Below are 16,295 nucleotides of genomic sequence, written 5' to 3' on the forward strand. Positions count from 1 at the left end.
GGTCGCAGGGCGGGTAAAACCGTCAAGCCTGCCGCAGCGATGTAGGCAGGAATCTCCTTCCCGAGGCTTGCCGAGGGGAGGGGAGAGCTTCAACTTCTCGCAGACCGGCTGGCGCCGTCAGGCCCCACGGTCACCCTGTACGGCGAACCAGAAGACGGCACCTACCGGGTCCTGGCCTCGGCACCGTTCGGCTCGCCTGTCGAGTTGCCCGCACCCTTCCGCCTTACGTTCCCCGTCGACTGACCCGGCGTCACCCCAACACCGCCGCCACCCCTACCAGCACCGGCACCGACACGACCGTCGACAGCAGGATGGACTCGCGGGCCAGGCCCTCGGCCACCCGGTAGCGGCCGGCGTACGTGAAGATGTTCTGCGCGGCCGGGAGGGCCGAGGTCACCACCACGTCCAGCAGCGGGGCGCCGTGGAGGCCGAAGACCGCTGTCGCCAGCGCCCACGCCACCAGCGGCTGGCCCAGGGACTTGAGCGCCACGGACAGCAGGACCAGTCGGCGGTCCCGGCCTCGGCCGGAGGCCGAACTGCCGTGCAGCGACATGCCGAAGGCCAGCAGGGCCGCCGGGACGGACATGTTGCCGATCAGGGTGAGGGGGTTCAGCAGGGGGCTCGGGATCGTCCAGCCCGCCGCCGAGACCGCCACTCCGGACAGTGAGCCCACCGCTATCGGATTCCGCAGCGGTGTCAGCAGGCGCCGCCACAGCGTGCCCTTCTCGCCCATGCCGGACAGGTCCAGGATCGTCAGCGCGACCGGGGTCACCAGGACCACCTGGAAGAGCAGCACCGGCGCCACCAGGGAGGCGTCGCCCAGGACGTACGCCGCGATCGGGATACCGAGGTTGCCCGAGTTCACATAACCGGAGCACAGGGCGCCGATGGTCGTACGGCCCACGCCCCAGCGGCGTACCGTGCCGATCACGGCGAACGTCCCGGCGACCGCCGCCGTGCTCAGCGCCGTCACCAGCAGGCGGGCCGAGAACAGCACCGACAGGTCGGCGCGTGCGAGGGTCGTGAACAGGAGCGCCGGGCCCGCCACCGTGAAGGCGAGCCGGGTCAGCACCTCGCCGCCCTGCGCCCCGAGCGTCCCGCGCCGCCCGAGCACATAGCCCACCGCGATGACGACCGCGATCACCGCGAACCCGCTCAGCACCCCCGTCACACGGCCAACCCTCCGAGGTGGAGCGGGAACCGGTCAATGTGATCTGCGTCGACGGTGATCCTTACCGATGAGTTCCGCGCGGTCCGCCGGTCTACCGCACGTGGATGCCAAGGAACCCGCCGTGCTCGTGCTGCCCGGCCCCGTCACCCGGGACGAGGTGGTGGCGCTGTGTGCCCAGGTGCAGAAGCTGCTGGCGGGCGGGGGGCCCCGCGTCGTCGTGTGCGACGTGGCCGGGCTCGGGCCCCCGGGCCTGGCCGCCGTGGACCTGCTGGCGCGGCTGGAGCTGGCCGCCCGCCGGGCCGGCGGGCGGATCCGGCTGCGGGACCCCGATCCCGCGCTACACGCCCTTCTCGACCTCGTCGGGCTCCGCTTCCAGGTGGAGGGGGAGGCCGAAGAGCGGGAACCAGCGCTTGGTGTCGAGGAAGCAGTGGAAACCGGTGATCCGGCCGTCTGACAGCTCCAGCATCTGCACGGCCCAGGGAGCGAAGCCGCCCTTCTCCTTGTCCGGCTTGTAGTGCGCGAATCCCGGAAGGCCGTTGACCTGCACCGGCAGCAGCCTGGAGCCGGCGCAGGAGGCGCCGAGGGTCGTCATGAAACCGGTGATGTCGGCCGGGCCGCGCAGCCACAGGTCGAACGGCGGCATCGTCATGATGGCGTCCTCGTGCAGCAGCGCCGTCAGCGCCGTCATGTCGTAGCCCTCGAAGGCTTCGACATAGCGCTCCAGGAGTTTCTGCTGCTCCTCGTCGAGGGGATCGGACACCGCGCCCTCGGGGCTCGCGTCCGCGCGCTCCGCGAGCGTGGCCCGCGCCCGCTGCAGCGCGCTGTTGACCGAGGCGACCGAGGTGCCCAGCAGCTCGGCGACCTCGCTCGCCTTCCAGGCCAGCACCTCGCGCAGGATCAGCACCGCCCGCTGCTTGGGCGGCAGTTGCTGGAGGGCAGCCATGAAGGCCAGCCGGACCGATTCCTTCGCCACGGCCGCCTCCGCCGGGTCGTCGACCGTCGGCAGCACGCGCGCGTCCGGCATCGGTTCCAGCCAGGTGTGGTCTGGGCGGGGGGAGAGCGCGGCCTGCGCGAGCGGGGTCGATTCCGTCAGGTCCATCGGTCTGGCCCGCTTGTTGCCCGCCGTCAGCATGTCTAGGCACACGTTCGTCGCGATCCGGTACAGCCACGAGCGCAGGCTGGAGCGGCCCTCGAACTTGTCGTAGCTCCGCCAGGCCCGCACCAGGGTGTCCTGCACCGCGTCCTCCGCCTCGAAGGAGGAGCCGAGCATGCGGTAGCAGTAACCGGTCAGCTCGGTCCGGTGCTTCTCCAGTGCGACGTCCAGGTCCGCCGTCGCCGTGCTGTCGACCATCGTCCACCCACCCCTGTGGCGTTCCCCGCGGCGCTTCCTTGCGCCCCAGCACTTGGAAGCTACCGCAGGGCACTGACAGTGGCGCACGGAGTCGGGAAACGCGCAGGTGAGGGATGGCGCGCCGGAGAACCGGCCGCGCGCCCCGGCCGCCCGGCCGGCCCCTTTCCGGGGCGCCTCAGTGCGCGTGGGCCACGACGGTTCGCCGGGCCGCCACGGAACCGAGCACCGTGATGGTGACGACCCCGACGACCGCGAGCAGGCCGACCTCGACGGTGCCGCTCCAGCCCGCCGCGTGGAACGCGGTCGCGCCGACCGTGCTGCCGACGCTGGAGCCGATGTAGTACATGGACTGGTACAGCGCCGAGGCCTGGGCGCGGCCCTGGGTGGCCGTCTTGCTGACCGCCGAGGAGGCGACCGCGTGGCCGGCGAAGAAGCCCGCCGTGATCAGCACCAGGCCCAGCAGGACCAGCGGCAGCACGGGTGCCAGCGACAGCAGCAGGCCGGCGGCGGTCGTACCGCCCGCCAGGTACAGCGCGCCCCGGCGGCCGAGCCGGCCCACCAGCCGGCCCGCCGTGGACGCCGACACCGTACCCACCAGGTAGACCAGGAAGATCGAGCCGATGACGCCCTGCGGCAACTCGAACGGCGCGCCCGTCAGCCGGTAGCCGATCACCGTGTACACGCCGCCGAACACCGTCATGAACAGCGCGCCGATCGCGTACAGCCGTCGCAGCAGCGGGTTCGCGAGGTGGTCGCGGACCGTGCCGAGCAGGATCCGGGGCCGCAGCGAGCCGGCCGTGAAGTGCCTCGGCGCCGGCAGCAGCAGCCGGAAGGCGACCGCGCACCCCACGGCGATCACACCGATCACACCGACGGCGACCCGCCAGCCCCACTCCTGGGCCACCCAGCCGGTGATCACCCGGCCGCTCATGCCGCCCACGCTGTTACCCGCCACGAACAGGCCGATCGCCGTGACCAGCGCCTTCGGCCGGACCTCCTCGGCCAGATAGGCCTGCGCCGAGGCCGGCAGACCGGCCAGCGCCGCACCCTGCACCGCCCGCAGCACCACCAGCACGCCGAGCGACGGCGCGAACGGCACCAGCAGCCCCACGGCCACCGCCACGGCCAGCGAGCCCGTCATCACCGTACGGCGGCCGAAGCGCTCGGACAGGGCGCTCATCGGCAGGACGAACAGGGCCAGTCCGCCGGTCGCGGCCGCCACCGTCCAGCTCGCCTCGCTCGCCGCGACCCCGAACTCGCCGGAGATCAGCGGCAGCAGGGCCTGCGTGGAGTACAGAAGAGCGAAGGTCGCGACTCCGGCGAGGAAGAGGGCGAGGCTCATCCGGCGGTAGCCGGGCCCGCCCGGAGTCATACGGGAGTCGGCGGCGGAGGTGTCGGAGGCGGGGACGGTCGCTGCGGCGCCCACAGTGGTGGACGCCCCGGTACTGGCGGGAGACATGCTTCGACCGTAGGGACGGCACGTCTCATCCGTCCAATGCATGGAATCGCCATAATCGTTCCCATGCCGCATCAGCAGAGCTCACAGCCCCGCCTGTCACCGAACAGTGACACAGAAGACATGTCGGCGATGTCGCGGGTGCTGGCTCCCCGCCTCGCGTACTTCGCCGGCGTGGCCCGCACCGAGCACGTCACCCGCGCCGCCCAGGAGATGAGCGTCCCCCAGTCCACCCTGTCCCGTGCGATGGTCCGCCTGGAGCAGGATCTGGGTGTCGACCTGTTCGCCCGGCACGGCCGCACGGTCTCCCTGACCCCCGCCGGCCGCACCTTCCTCACCTCCGTCGAACGCGCCCTCGCCGAGATCGAGCGGGCCGCCGAGGAGGTGCGCGCCGACGCGGACCCGGCCACCGGCAAGGTCGCCTTCGGCTTCCTGCACACCATGGGCGCCGAGACGGTCCCCGGCCTTCTGCACGCCTTCCGCGAGGACCACCCGCGCGTCCGCTTCAGCCTGGTCCAGAACTACGGGGAGGCCATGCTGGAAGGCCTGCGCGCCGGCGAGCTGGACCTCTGCCTCACCTCACCGGTCCCCGACGCCCCCGACCTGGTCGCCCGTCGCCTGGACGAGCAGAAACTCCGTCTGGTCGTCCCCGCCGACCACCGCCTGGCCGCCCGGCGCCGCATCCGCCTCGCCGAGGCCGCCGACGAGTCCTGGGTCACCCTGGAACCCGGCTATGGCCTGCGCCGCATCTTCGACTCCCTGTGCCGGGAGGCCGGCTTCCGCCCGAGGGTCGCCTTCGAGGGCGAGGAGGCGGAGACCCTGAGGGGTTTGGTGGCCGCCGGCCTGGGGGTCGCCCTCCTGCCACCGCCGACCGTACCCAGGCCGGGGGTCGTGGAGCTGTCGGTCACGGCCCCGAGAGCGGTACGAGAGATCGGTGTCGCCTGGCTGGCGGACCGCCCTGACACCCCACCGGTGGCCGCCTTCAAGAAGTTCCTGCTCTCGAGGAGGGGCAACCTGCTGCCGGCCTGAGCGGCGCCGGCCCGAAGGGGCGGGCTCTAGCGCTTCAACGACTTGCCGAACCCCGCGGCCAACGGCATCCGGAGCCCGATCGGCGGCGGAGCGGCAAGCGCATCCTCGACGGGGCGGGAGACGGAGTGCCCGAACAGCGCCCCCATCATGAAGTCGACGGCCAGCCAGGCCACTTCGTCCCGATGCCCGTGCAGCCCGTGCCCGTCGGAGTGCACTTCGAACCGGCACACCTCGCGGTTCACCTTCTTCGCCCGCGCCGCGAACCGGAACGACAGCTCGGGATCGGTCCGCTCGTCGTTCGTGCCGTGCACGATCAGCACCCGCCGCCCCACGAGCTGCTTCACCGGCTCGGCAGGCGCGGCGACGTCGTCCTCCGGCAGCCAAGGAGCCAGTGCCACAACGGAGTTGACGGCCTCGTGGCCGCCGGCCCGCAGCGCCGCCCGGCCGCCCATGTCCATTCCGACCAGGCACACGGGAACGTCCCCGTACCGTCGTACGACCTCGTCGGCGGCCCACTGCGCGTCCGCCGCCAGATGCGCCTCGCTGCCGTTCCAGCCCCGGTACCGGTAGTGGACGGTATGGACGGCCAAGCCCTCCTCCCGCCCCGCGCGAGCGAACCGTCGGCCCAGCGAGCGCAGCGCGGTCGCCGCCCGGACGAGGGATGGCCCGCGGTCGGAGACCTCCTCCCCGCCGGGGAGCAGCACCACCGCTGCGCACACCGTCGCCGGCTCCGGGCCGACTGCCTTTCCGAGCCTGGCCGTTCGGGCCGGCGTCGCTTGCTGTCCCATGGCAGAACAGTGTCAGAAGGAGCGGTGTACGAAACCAGTGCGTGGGGTCACCTTTGCGTATCGGCGGAAAGGCGATGTCGCCGATTCCCGGTCCTCTACGCGCGTAGGCGTTACAGTGCGGAAATGACGAGCCAGACCGCACCGACCGGGACGCTTCCGACGCCGGACCAGATCCGCCGGGCGCCCAAGGTTCTGCTGCACGACCATCTCGACGGCGGGCTCCGCCCCGGAACCGTCGTCGGACTCGCCCAGGAGACCGGCTACTCGGAGCTTCCCGAGACCGATCCGGACAAGCTGGGCATCTGGTTCCGCGAGGCCGCCGACTCCGGCTCGCTGGAACGGTATCTGGAGACCTTCAGGCACACCGTCGGCGTGATGCAGACGCGGGAGGCGCTCGTCCGGGTCGCCCGCGAGTGCGCCGAGGACCTCGCGGAGGACGGGGTGGTCTACGCCGAGGTGCGCTACGCGCCCGAGCAGCACCTGGAGCGCGGGCTCACCCTGGAGGAGGTGGTCGAGGCCGTCAACGAGGGGTTCCGGCAGGGCGAGCGGCTCGCCCGGGGGAACGGCCACCGGATCCGGGTCGGCGCCCTGCTGACCGCCATGCGGCATGCCGCCCGCTCCCTGGAGATCGCCGAACTCGCCAACCGCTACCGGGACTCCGGGGTCGTCGGCTTCGACATCGCGGGCGCCGAGGCCGGCTACCCGCCCACCCGGCACCTGGACGCCTTCGAGTACCTCAAGCGCGAGAACAATCACTTCACCATCCACGCTGGCGAGGCCTTCGGGCTGCCGTCCATCTGGCAGGCGCTGCAGTGGTGCGGCGCCGACCGGCTCGGGCACGGGGTGCGGATCATCGACGACATCGAGATCCACGAGGACGGCTCCGTCAGCCTCGGCCGCCTGGCGTCGTACGTGCGTGACAAGCGGATCCCGCTGGAGCTGTGCCCCAGCTCCAACCTGCAGACGGGGGCGGCGACCTCCTATGTCGAGCACCCGATCGGGCTGTTGCGCCGGCTGCACTTCCGGGCCACCGTGAACACCGACAACCGGCTGATGTCGCACACCAGCATGAGCCAGGAATTCGAGCATCTCGTCGACGCGTTCGGCTATACGCTCGACGACCTGCAGTGGTTCTCCGTCAATGCGATGAAATCAGCGTTCATTCCTTTCGATGAACGACTCGCCATGATCAATGACGTCGTCAAGCCCGGATATGCGGAGCTGAAATCCGAATGGCTGTTCCGGCAGACCGCCTCTACCAGCGGTTCCGCCGATTCGGAGGGCTAGTCGCACCCCGGACTCCGGCACGGAATGCGGACGCGCTTTCACAAGCCGTCCGCATTTCGGTGTTTGCGGCGGGCGGCCCGGCGTGTTTACGGTCGTGGACCGCTCGGATCGTTCGTGATCTCCGTCTCCGCATTCAAGGACGCATTCACCATGAAGCAGTCTGCTGCCAAGACCCTCGGTGTCGCCGCCCTCGGTGCCGCCTTCGCCGCTGTCGGCGCGGGCGCGGCCAACGCGGCCCCGGCCGTCCCCGACGCCGCCCAGGCCACGCAGGCCCTGGGCTCCGTCGCCAAGACGCTGCCGGCCGAGAACGTCTCCAAGGCGCTGCCGGGCGCCACCGAGGCGCTCGCCCAGGGGCAGGGTGCCGTGGGTGCCGGGATGGCCGCCGCGCAGCCGGCCGTCCGGAACGTGCTCGCCAAGGGCCCGACCGCGCCGGTCGCCGGGCTGCTCGGCGGGCTGCCGCTGCACAACACCGGCCTGCCCACGCACGGTGTGCCGGTGAACGGGATCCCGCTCGGCTGACGCCGACGGCCGTACGACGCCGCTGGGGCGCCCCGGAACTGTCCGAGGGCGCCCCAGCGGCGTTCACGCGTCCGCTCTCACCAGGCGGTGCGTGTCTTGTCCTCGGCCGGCAGCAGGATCCACAGCGCTATGTAGAGCAGGAACTGCGGGCCCGGCAGCAGACAGGAGAGCAGGAAGATCACCCGCATCGTCGTCGCGGAGGTGCCGAAGCGCCGTGCCAGCGCGGCGCACACTCCGCCGATCACGCGGCCGTGGGTGGGGCGGGCAAGGGCGGACATGGCGGCTCCTCCGTGGTCGTCGGCTCGCTCGTCGAGCCGGGGTCGGGGCCGCCCCGGTGGCGTCCCTCAACTGCCTTCCACGGTAGGCAGACGAAGCGGGCGAAGCGTCGCTCTACGGGGCGATCCCGACCCTGGGAATCGTCGGGGTACGACCCTGAGGCAGTTCCTCCTGCGCGGCGACGGGCTGCTCCGCCCCGTCGTCCGGCCGCGCGTCCCGGCGCCGCAGCCAGGCGCGGCCCGCCGGTACGACGGCCAGGTGGGCCAGGGCGACGCCCGCGGTGTTCAGCAGCAGCGAGTCGACGTCCACGGCCCTCCCGGGCACGCCGGTCTGCAGCAGGGCTATGCCCGTGGAGACGAGGGCGCCCGCGGCGGTGGTGCGGATCAGGGAGGACAGCGGGGAGCCGCCGAGCCTGCCGTGCGCCATCGGCAGCAGCACGCCCAGCGGGGCGAGCAGGGCCAGGCCCTCGCCGATGCGTCTGGCGGCTTCCGGCCAGCCCTGGGCCAGGTCGCCCCGTATGCCGACGAGGGGGTGCAGGTTGGGCGGTGCCACCCAGGGCACGTTCAGCGGTCGCAGCATTAGCCAGGCGACGAGGGCGAGGTGGGCGACGAGGAGGACACCCCCTGTCACCCGGACATGTATCGCGGCGCTGCCGCCGCCGATGGAGCCTTGACGCTGCACGCCCCCCTAGACGCCGAGCCGGTGCCGATCGGTTCCGCGCCGCAACGCTCCGGTTGCCCTGTGCTGTGGAAAGGGGTTTCGCCGCGGGGGTTCCGGTTCGCCTGCCCGCAGCCGCGCTACGGCCCCGCGACCTCGCTCGACGGCGGCTCCACGCTGCCCGGGCGGTCGCGGACGTCGTCGGTGCACTCGTAGCGGCGCAGGGGCCCGGTGTCCGGGCCGCCGAGGATGACCGAGCCGTCGCCCTCCGTCGCCGCCGAGTCGGAGAGGGTGCACACCAGCTGGGCCAGGGCGTAGGAGGTGAGACGGGACGGTGCGGTGCTCAGATGCAGCGCGTCCTCGGGGTCCTTCGGGCCGGGCCCGTGCACGGAGAGGCCGCCCGGCACGTACGTCGTATAGCCCGCGGAGCGCTCCGCGGCGGACGGGGACGCGGCCAGCTGGTCCAGCAGCCCCTGTGCCACGATCACCCGGCGCCGCGCGTCCGGGGTGCCCTCGGGGACGCGTACCGTCCGGTCGACGGTCACCAGGGACGCCGCGCAGAGCAGGAAGACCTGCACGGGGACGCCCTGCGAGGACTGCTTGGCCAGGTCCGGGCCGGCCAGCGAGCACGGCACCCGGGACGGCGCCGCCCCGAAGTCGGTGGGCACCTGGGTGGCCCGGATGCCGCAGCCGGAGAGCAGCAGGCCGAGGAGGGGCAGCGCCAGCAGGCCTCGCACGGTCAGGCGTCGTACGGTCATCACCCCTCCTTTCCTGAACTTCCCGAGCTTCCGGAGTCCCCGGAAGCGTCCTTGCCGGTCTTGTCGCCCTCGTCGGTCTCCTCCGTGAGCCGGGAGGCGTCGCGCGGCAGCCGCAGTGTGAACACCGCACCGCCTTCGGGCGAGTTGGCGGCGGTGATCTCGCCGCCGTGGATGTGGGCGTTCTCCATGGCGATGGACAGGCCCAGCCCGCTGCCCTCGGAGCGCGGCCGGGAGGCGCTCGCCTTGAAGAAGCGGTCGAAGACGTGCGGGAGCACGTCCTCGGGGATGCCCGGACCGTGGTCGCGCACCGCGATGACCAGGTCGTCGCCGTCTATGCGCACCGACACCCGCACCGGCGACCCGCCGTGCTTGAGCGCGTTGCCGATCAGGTTGGCGAGGATGACGTCCAGCCGGCGCGGGTCGAGGCGGGCGTGGATGCCGCGCTCGGCGTCCAGGTCGACCGCGTCCAGCCAGGCCCGGGCGTCGATGCAGGCCGTGATCTGGTCGGCGAGGTCGACGTCGTCCAGGACCAGCCGGGCGGTGCCCGCGTCGAAGCGGGTGACCTCCATCAGGTTCTCGACCAGGTCGTTCAGGCGCCGAGTCTCGCTCACCACCAGCCGGACCGCGGGCTCGATCATCGGGTCGATGCCGCCGGCCTCGGAGTCCAGCTCCTCCTCCAGCACCTCCGTCACGGCGGTGATGGCGGTCAGCGGCGTCCGCAGCTCGTGGCTCATGTCGGCGACGAAGCGACGCGAGGCGTCGTCGCGCGCGGCCATCTCCGCGACCCGCTTCTCCAGCGCCTCGGCGGCGTTGTTGAACGTCCGGGACAGATCGGCGAGTTCGTCGGTCCCCGACACCCGCAGCCGCGTGTCGAGCCTGCCCTCGCCGAGCCGCCGGGCGGCGACGCCCAGCCGGTGCACCGGCTTCAGCACGGTCGTGGCCGCGGCCTGCGCGAGCAGCGCGGCCCCGATCAGCGCGAGCCCGGTGGCGATGCCCAGCGACCAGGCCAGCGAGTTGAGGTCCTTCGCCTCCGGCTCCAGCGACTTGGCCATGTAGCCCGTGGGCCCGCCGCCGATCACCCGCGAACCGGCCACCAGATACGGCGTGCCGTGGTCCACGACCCGCTGCCAGTACAGGTGGTACGGCTCCTTGTTGCCGTCGGTCACCTTCTGCTGCTTGTTCACGGCCGCGCGCAGCGACTTCGGCACGTCCTCCAGCGAGAAGCCGTTGATACCGCCCGAGTTGCCGTACACCGTCTTGCCGTCGGCGTCCTGGGCGACCAGCAGCACGCTGAAGTGCTGGCTGCTCGCGGCCATCTGGCCCGCCGCGCGCTGCAGTTCGTCCTGCGTGGGATGCGCCGGCAGCGCGCCCGCCCGGTTCTGCATCTCCTGCCGGAAGTCGCGCAGCACCGCGTCCTGGGCCCGGGTGAGCACCGCTTCCCGGTTCAGCCAGTAGGCGATGCCGGACGCGGAGACGGCGGCCGTGAGCGCCACCAGCGCGAAGACGACGACCAGGCGCAGTCTGAGGCTCGTGAACCGGAGCCGCGACAGACTTCCCGTGCGCCGCGCGGACCAGCCGCGCAGCCCCCCTTGCGTGTCGGTCACTGAGGCGCGTCCAGGCGGTAGCCGACACCACGGACGGTACGGATCAGCGTCGGGGACGACGGCACGTCCTCGACCTTCGCGCGCAGCCGCTGCACACAGGCGTCCACGAGCCGCGAGTCACCGAGGTAGTCGTGCTCCCACACCAGCCGCAGCAGCTGCTGCCGGGACAGCGCCTGACCGGGCCGCCGGCTCAGCTCCAGCAGCAGCCTCAGCTCGGTCGGGGTCAGCTGCAGGTCCTCGCCGTTCTTCGTCACGGTCATCGCCGACCGGTCGATGACGAGGCTGCCGAAGGTCGCCGAGTCGCTGGACTCGCGCTCCCCGCGCCGCAGCACCGCCCGGATCCGGGCGTCCAGCACCCGGCCCTGCACCGGCTTGACGACATAGTCGTCGGCGCCGGACTCCAGCCCGACCACCACGTCGATGTCGTCACTGCGCGCGGTCAGCAGGATGATCGGCAGCTGGTCGGTGCGCCGGATGCGACGGCACACCTCGAAGCCGTCGATGCCGGGCAGCATCACGTCCAGCACGATCAGGTCCGGCCGCTGCTCGCGCAGCAGCTTCAGACCGTCCTCACCGCTGGCAGCGGTCGCCACCCGGTGTCCCTGGCGCGTCAGGGAGAGCTCCAGGGCCGTGCGGATGGCGTCGTCGTCCTCGATCAGCAACAGGGAAGGCACGCGCTCATTCTGGCCCATGGACGGGCTGTCGTACGACCCGCCGACACCAGGCCTTCCCTACCGCCACCACCTGTGCACTTGCTGTGACGACGCTGGGCCGGCCCCTGTGACAGGTCTGTGACAGTCGGCGGACACGGCCATGAAGTGGCCCCGGCAGTCTTTTGGACACGGGCAGGGCGGGACAGACCAGCCGGCTCGGCGAGACCGAAACACCGGAAGTCCACCACGGGGAGCGCGAGATGAACACGCTGCACAGCATCAGCACCAGCGCCGTAGTCACGCGTCTGCACGACGTGCACCGGGGTTCCGAGAAGTCCGGTGCCGTGAGCGGGCGGGGGTGCGCTCGCGGCACGGGGCGTCAGCACACCGCCTACATGACGGTGGTCGACGCGCACACGGGGGAGACGCACGGGGGATCCGCGTACGGGGAGGACTCGGGGGAGCAGCGCCGTTCCCTGACGGAGGCGGAGTTCACCGCCTACGTCCAGGAGCGCCGCGCCTCCCTGTACGCCACCGCCTACCACCTGACCGGCGACCGCTTCGAGGCCGAGGACCTGCTGCAGAGCGCGCTGTTCTCGACGTACAAGGCGTGGGACCGGATCAGCGACAAGGCCGCGGTCGGCGGATACCTCCGCCGCACCATGACCAACCTGCACATCAGCGCCTGGCGGCGCCGCAAGCTCAACGAGTACCCGACCGAGGAACTGCCGGAGACGCCCTCCGACACGGACGCGATGCGCGGCACCGAGCTGCGCGCGGTCCTGTGGCAGGCGCTGGCCCGGCTGCCCGAGCTCCAGCGCACCATGCTGGTCCTGCGCTACTACGAGGGCCGTACGGACCCGGAGATCGCGGAGATCCTCGACATCAGTGTCGGCACGGTGAAGTCCAGCATCTGGCGCTCGCTGCGCCGGCTGCGCGAGGACGAGGTCCTCAGCTTCGGCCGTGACGAGGAGAACGCCTTCGGCGAACTGGTCGCCTGAGGTCAGGGGTCACCGGGGGGTGACCCGCGGGGGAATCACGGGGGAAAACGGAGGGGGACACGGGGGAGGAACCACGGGGGAACGGGGGAGCACGAGAAGCGGGACTGGAGGGTCGGGGGGCCTGTCCAGTCCCGCTTCCGTTTTCCGTACGGCGCTCGGGTCACCGTCTCGCGTACGGCGCCTACGCCACCGTCCGCTGACGCGCCTGCCGCCCCGCCGCCGCTGCCGCGAGCCGTCCCAGCGCCTCGTCCCGATCGCACGGATGCGCGCCCAGGGACACCTGGCGGGCGACGATCGACCGCTCGTCGCGCATCAGCCGCCAGCCGCGGCGCAGCAGGAACGGCACCGACTTGCGGCCCTCCTTCAGATCCCGCAGGAACCGCCGGCGGAAGGTGACGACCGGTCCGCGGCTCAGGCACAGCGCGTCCGCGAGCAGGCCCAACTCCCGGCAGCGCTCGACGATCTCCGCCGCGAAGATGCCCTCCGCGAGGAACAGCGGGGTACGGCCGATGTGCAGCGTCTCCTCGCCGGTGCGGGCGCTCCGCGCGATGTCGTACACCGGCACCGGCGTCGAACCGGTGGCACACAGCCGGGTGATGGCCCGAACGGCGACATCCGCGTCCCAGGACTCGGGATGATCCCAGTCGATGTCCGAACTCCCCTCCACCAAGGGCAGAGTCGGGTCGTCACCCTCCTTGTAGAAGTCGTCCAGACGCAGGACGGGGAGCCCGGAACGGGCGGCGACGAGTGACTTGCCCGAGCCCGAGGGGCCGCACAGCAGCACGACGCGGGCGGGTGACGGGGGATGAATGCTCACGGAACACCAGTTTGACGTATGGCGGCGCGCCTGCCGACCCCGCGGGTCGGCTTTTGAGCGTGACTCCCGCCTCAACTACCCTACGTGCCGACACCATTACCCTGCGCACCAGAAGGCGGCACCAGCGATGGCCCGACACACCTCCCCCCAGCACCCCGTCGCACAGCGTGCCCTGATCGCCCTCGCGACCGCGGGAGCGGCCCTGGGCGCGGGCGTGGCGACGGCCCACGCGGACGCCGCCGCCCCGGTCGTGGAGGTGCCGTGGCGGCCGACCTCGCTCGGTCACATCGACCCGCAGGCGGGCCTGGCGGCCGCCACCGGCACGGTCGGCTACGTCACGGGCCCGGTGGCCGGCCTCAAGCCCAACCCGCTTGCGGGCACGGGCGTGGATCCCCTGGACAACGGGGTGGGCACCCAACTGGCCGACTTCAAGCCGGCGACGTCACAGATGCTGACGGCGCCGGTGGCCGAGGCGCAGTCGCTCGGGTCGGTGCCGGTGGTGGGCCAGGTCCTGGGAGTACTGGGTCACTGAGGCGCCCCGCCAGGGGTGCGGGGAACTGCGCGACCGGCCACGGACAACCCGCAGCCGGCCGACCACCGCAGTTCCCCGCCGGCCCCGTCAGTAAGAAGAGCCGGACGCGCCCAGCGACCCCGTCGGATGCCACACCGTCTTCGTCTCCAGGAACGCCGTCATCCGCTCGATCCCGGGCGTCTCGAAGTAATCCACAGCCTGTGGACGAAGGACCCGCTTCAGATTGTCGGCGGCGGCGACCTCCAGCTCCTTCGCCAGTGCCTCGTCCGCGCCCGCGAGATCGATCGCGTTGACGTCCTGGTGCGCGGCCAGCGGCGCCGCGATCTCCGCCGTACGGCCGGAGAGGATGTTCACCACACCGCCCGGCACGTCGGAGGTGGCCAGCACCTCGGCCAGGGACAGGGCGGGCAGCGGGGCCTTCTCGGAGGCGATCACGACCGCCGTGTTACCGGTGGCGATCACCGGCGCGAGCACCGACACCAGGCCCAGGAACGACGACTCCTGCGGGGCCAGTACGGCCACCACACCCGTCGGCTCCGGCGAGGACAGGTTGAAGAACGGCCCGGCGACGGGGTTCGCGCCGCCGATCACCTGGGCGATCTTGTCGGTCCAGCCGGCGTACCAGACCCAGCGGTCGACGGCCGCGTCGACGACGCCCGCCGCCTTCGACTTGGACAGGCCCTCCGCGTCGGCCACCTCGCGCACGAACTGCTCGCGGCGGCCCTCCAGCATCTCCGCGACGCGGTACAGCACCTGGCCGCGGTTGTACGCCGTCGCGCCGGACCAGCCGCCGAACGCCTTGCGGGCCGCGACGACCGCGTCACGGGCGTCCTTGCGGCTGGACTGCGGAGCGTTGGCCAGCCAGTTGCCCTTCGAGTCCGTCACCTCGTACACCCGGCCGCTCTCGGAACGCGGGAACTTCCCGCCGACGTACAGCTTGTAGGTCTTGAAGACGCTCAAACGGTCAGACATCGAGGTATGCCTCCAGGCCGTGGCGGCCGCCCTCGCGGCCGAAGCCCGACTCCTTGTAGCCGCCGAACGGCGAGGTCGGGTCGAACTTGTTGAACGTGTTGGACCAGATCACGCCCGCGCGCAGCTTGTTCGCGACCGCCAGGATGCGCGAGCCCTTCTCGGTCCAGATGCCCGCCGACAGGCCGTACTGCGTGTTGTTGGCCTTGGCTACCGCCTCGTCCGGGGTGCGGAAGGTGAGGACGGACAGCACCGGGCCGAAGATCTCGTCGCGGGCGATGGTGTGCGCCTGGGTGACGTTCGTGAAGAGCGTCGGGGCGAACCAGTAGCCGGAGGTCGGCAGTTCGCAGGCCGGGGACCAGCGCTCGGCGCCCTCCGCCTCGCCCTGCTCGGCGAGCGAGGTGATCCGGGCCAGCTGCTCGGCGGAGTTGATCGCGCCGATGTCGGTGTTCTTGTCCAGCGGGTCGCCGAGCCGGAGCGTGGAGAGCCTGCGCTTGAGGGACTCCAGCAGTTCGTCCTGGACCGACTCCTGGACCAGCAGCCGCGAGCCCGCGCAGCAGACCTGGCCCTGGTTGAAGAAGATGCCGGTGACGATGCCCTCGACGGCCTGGTCGATCGGGGCGTCGTCGAAGACGATGTTGGCGCCCTTGCCGCCCAGTTCGAGGGTGAGCTTCTTGCGCGTGCCGGCGACGGTCCGCGCGATCTCCTTGCCCACGGCCGTCGAGCCCGTGAAGGCGACCTTGTTCACGTCCGGGTGCGCGACGAGCGCGGCGCCGGTGTCGCCGTAGCCCGGGAGGATGTTGACGACACCCTTGGGCAGGCCGGCCTGGCGGCAGATGTCCGCGAAGAACAGCGCGCTCAGCGGCGTGGTCTCGGCCGGCTTCAGGACGACCGTGTTGCCGGTCGCGAGCGCCGGGGCGATCTTCCAGGCCAGCATCAGCAGCGGGAAGTTCCAGGGGATGACCTGGCCGGCGACGCCGAGCGCCTGCGGGTTCGGGCCGAAACCGGCGTGGTCGAGCTTGTCGGCCCAGCCGGCGTAGTAGAAGAAGTGGGCCGCCACCAGGGGCAGGTCGGCGTCCCGCGTCTCCTTGATCGGCTTGCCGTTGTCCAGCGTCTCCAGGACGGCCAGCTCGCGGCTGCGCTCCTGGATGATCCGGGCGATGCGGAACAGGTACTTGGCGCGCTCGGAGCCGGGCAGCGCCGACCACGTCTCGAAGGCCTTGCGGGCGGCCTTGACGGCCCGGTCGACGTCCTCGGCGCCGGCCTGGGCGACCTCCGAGAGCACCTCCTCGGTGCTCGGGCTGATCGTCTTGAAGACCTTGCCGTCGGCCGCGTCCACGAACTCGCCGTCGATGAACAGGCCGTAGGACGGGGCGATGTCGACGACGGAGCGGGACTCGGGCGCGGGTGCGTACTCAAAAACCATG

Annotated in this window: 18 protein-coding genes; 6 read left to right on the forward strand and 12 right to left on the reverse strand. The window is 71.7% G+C overall.

From position 1 onward, the window contains the following. Nucleotides 1–250: 250 nt before the first annotated feature. On the reverse strand, nt 251–1,171 hold the full coding sequence (locus ACIBJF_RS43495; protein ID WP_399182670.1) for an AEC family transporter: 921 nt from the start codon (nt 1,169–1,171) through the stop codon (nt 251–253). Nucleotides 1,172–1,238: 67 nt separating this feature from the next. On the opposite strand from ACIBJF_RS43495, the gene ACIBJF_RS43500 reads away from it, so the two are divergent. Then, complete coding sequence (locus ACIBJF_RS43500) at nt 1,239–1,625, forward strand: STAS domain-containing protein (RefSeq protein WP_399182672.1); 387 nt, start codon at nt 1,239–1,241, stop codon at nt 1,623–1,625. Here ACIBJF_RS43500 and ACIBJF_RS43505 read toward each other — a convergent pair. Together ACIBJF_RS43505 and ACIBJF_RS43510 are read right to left on the reverse strand one after the other, a co-directional pair. Beyond that, nucleotides 1,509–2,522: a sigma-70 family RNA polymerase sigma factor gene (locus ACIBJF_RS43505; RefSeq protein WP_399182674.1), complete on the reverse strand. Its 1,014-nt coding sequence runs from the start codon at nt 2,520–2,522 to the stop codon at nt 1,509–1,511. The genes ACIBJF_RS43500 and ACIBJF_RS43505 overlap by 117 nt on opposite strands. A gap of 175 nt (nt 2,523–2,697) precedes the next feature. Then, nucleotides 2,698–3,981 (reverse strand): MFS transporter, encoded by a 1,284-nt coding sequence (locus ACIBJF_RS43510; protein WP_399182676.1) that lies wholly within the window; start codon nt 3,979–3,981, stop codon nt 2,698–2,700. Nucleotides 3,982–4,044: 63 nt separating this feature from the next. Here ACIBJF_RS43510 and ACIBJF_RS43515 point away from each other — a divergent pair, with 63 nt between their 5' ends. After that, a complete protein-coding gene (locus ACIBJF_RS43515) occupies nt 4,045–5,007 on the forward strand; it encodes a LysR substrate-binding domain-containing protein (RefSeq protein ID WP_399182678.1) in 963 nt (320 codons plus the stop codon). A 26-nt stretch (nt 5,008–5,033) separates the two neighbouring features. Here ACIBJF_RS43515 and ACIBJF_RS43520 read toward each other — a convergent pair whose 3' ends face one another. Then, nucleotides 5,034–5,795 carry an alpha/beta hydrolase gene (locus tag ACIBJF_RS43520; protein ID WP_399182680.1) on the reverse strand — a complete coding sequence of 254 codons (762 nt, stop codon included), beginning with the start codon at nt 5,793–5,795 and terminating at the stop codon, nt 5,034–5,036. A gap of 123 nt (nt 5,796–5,918) precedes the next feature. Here ACIBJF_RS43520 and ACIBJF_RS43525 point away from each other — a divergent pair, with 123 nt between their 5' ends. Both ACIBJF_RS43525 and ACIBJF_RS43530 read left to right on the forward strand, forming a co-directional pair. Next, nucleotides 5,919–7,082, forward strand: coding sequence for an adenosine deaminase (locus ACIBJF_RS43525; protein WP_399182682.1), 1,164 nt, complete (start codon nt 5,919–5,921; stop codon nt 7,080–7,082). 150 nt (nt 7,083–7,232) lie between these two features. Next, nucleotides 7,233–7,601 (forward strand): ATP-binding protein, encoded by a 369-nt coding sequence (locus ACIBJF_RS43530; RefSeq protein ID WP_399182684.1) that lies wholly within the window; start codon nt 7,233–7,235, stop codon nt 7,599–7,601. A gap of 77 nt (nt 7,602–7,678) precedes the next feature. On the opposite strand, the gene ACIBJF_RS43535 is transcribed toward ACIBJF_RS43530, so the two are convergent. From ACIBJF_RS43535 to afsQ1, 5 genes are all read right to left on the reverse strand, one after another. Then, complete coding sequence (locus ACIBJF_RS43535; RefSeq protein ID WP_031164028.1) at nt 7,679–7,879, reverse strand: PspC domain-containing protein; 201 nt, start codon at nt 7,877–7,879, stop codon at nt 7,679–7,681. Nucleotides 7,880–7,991: 112 nt separating this feature from the next. Beyond that, nucleotides 7,992–8,558, reverse strand: a complete 567-nt coding sequence (locus ACIBJF_RS43540; RefSeq protein ID WP_399182686.1) for a VanZ family protein — start codon at nt 8,556–8,558, stop codon at nt 7,992–7,994. Nucleotides 8,559–8,674: 116 nt separating this feature from the next. Next, nucleotides 8,675–9,292: a hypothetical protein gene (locus ACIBJF_RS43545; RefSeq protein ID WP_399182688.1), complete on the reverse strand. Its 618-nt coding sequence runs from the start codon at nt 9,290–9,292 to the stop codon at nt 8,675–8,677. Then, nucleotides 9,292–10,896 carry an ATP-binding protein gene (locus ACIBJF_RS43550; protein ID WP_399182690.1) on the reverse strand — a complete coding sequence of 535 codons (1,605 nt, stop codon included), beginning with the start codon at nt 10,894–10,896 and terminating at the stop codon, nt 9,292–9,294. Before ACIBJF_RS43550 ends, ACIBJF_RS43545 begins: the two co-directional genes overlap by 1 nt. Beyond that, nucleotides 10,893–11,570: a two-component system response regulator AfsQ1 gene (gene afsQ1 / locus ACIBJF_RS43555; RefSeq protein ID WP_031024517.1), complete on the reverse strand. Its 678-nt coding sequence runs from the start codon at nt 11,568–11,570 to the stop codon at nt 10,893–10,895. Before afsQ1 ends, ACIBJF_RS43550 begins: the two co-directional genes overlap by 4 nt. 239 nt (nt 11,571–11,809) lie before the next feature. Between afsQ1 and ACIBJF_RS43560 the strand changes: the two genes are divergently transcribed. Continuing rightward, nucleotides 11,810–12,550 carry a SigE family RNA polymerase sigma factor gene (locus ACIBJF_RS43560; protein ID WP_399182692.1) on the forward strand — a complete coding sequence of 247 codons (741 nt, stop codon included), beginning with the start codon at nt 11,810–11,812 and terminating at the stop codon, nt 12,548–12,550. A 181-nt stretch (nt 12,551–12,731) separates the two neighbouring features. Here the strand turns inward: ACIBJF_RS43560 and ACIBJF_RS43565 are convergent, their stop codons facing one another. After that, complete coding sequence (locus ACIBJF_RS43565) at nt 12,732–13,367, reverse strand: uridine kinase (protein WP_399182694.1); 636 nt, start codon at nt 13,365–13,367, stop codon at nt 12,732–12,734. Between the two features lie 127 nt (nt 13,368–13,494). On the opposite strand from ACIBJF_RS43565, the gene ACIBJF_RS43570 reads away from it, so the two are divergent. Beyond that, on the forward strand, nt 13,495–13,899 hold the full coding sequence (locus tag ACIBJF_RS43570) for a hypothetical protein (protein ID WP_399182696.1): 405 nt from the start codon (nt 13,495–13,497) through the stop codon (nt 13,897–13,899). A gap of 87 nt (nt 13,900–13,986) precedes the next feature. On the opposite strand, the gene ACIBJF_RS43575 is transcribed toward ACIBJF_RS43570, so the two are convergent. Together ACIBJF_RS43575 and ACIBJF_RS43580 are read right to left on the reverse strand one after the other, a co-directional pair. Next, entirely contained in the window at nt 13,987–14,871 is an 885-nt protein-coding gene (locus tag ACIBJF_RS43575; protein WP_399182698.1) for an aldehyde dehydrogenase family protein, read from the reverse strand. Further along, nucleotides 14,864–16,294: an aldehyde dehydrogenase family protein gene (locus ACIBJF_RS43580; protein WP_399182700.1), complete on the reverse strand. Its 1,431-nt coding sequence runs from the start codon at nt 16,292–16,294 to the stop codon at nt 14,864–14,866. Before ACIBJF_RS43580 ends, ACIBJF_RS43575 begins: the two co-directional genes overlap by 8 nt. Between the last annotated feature and the right edge of the window lies 1 nt (nt 16,295).

Origin of the sequence: Streptomyces sp. NPDC050743 (assembly GCF_044456925.1) — a bacterium.
Taxonomy (GTDB): domain Bacteria; phylum Actinomycetota; class Actinomycetes; order Streptomycetales; family Streptomycetaceae; genus Streptomyces.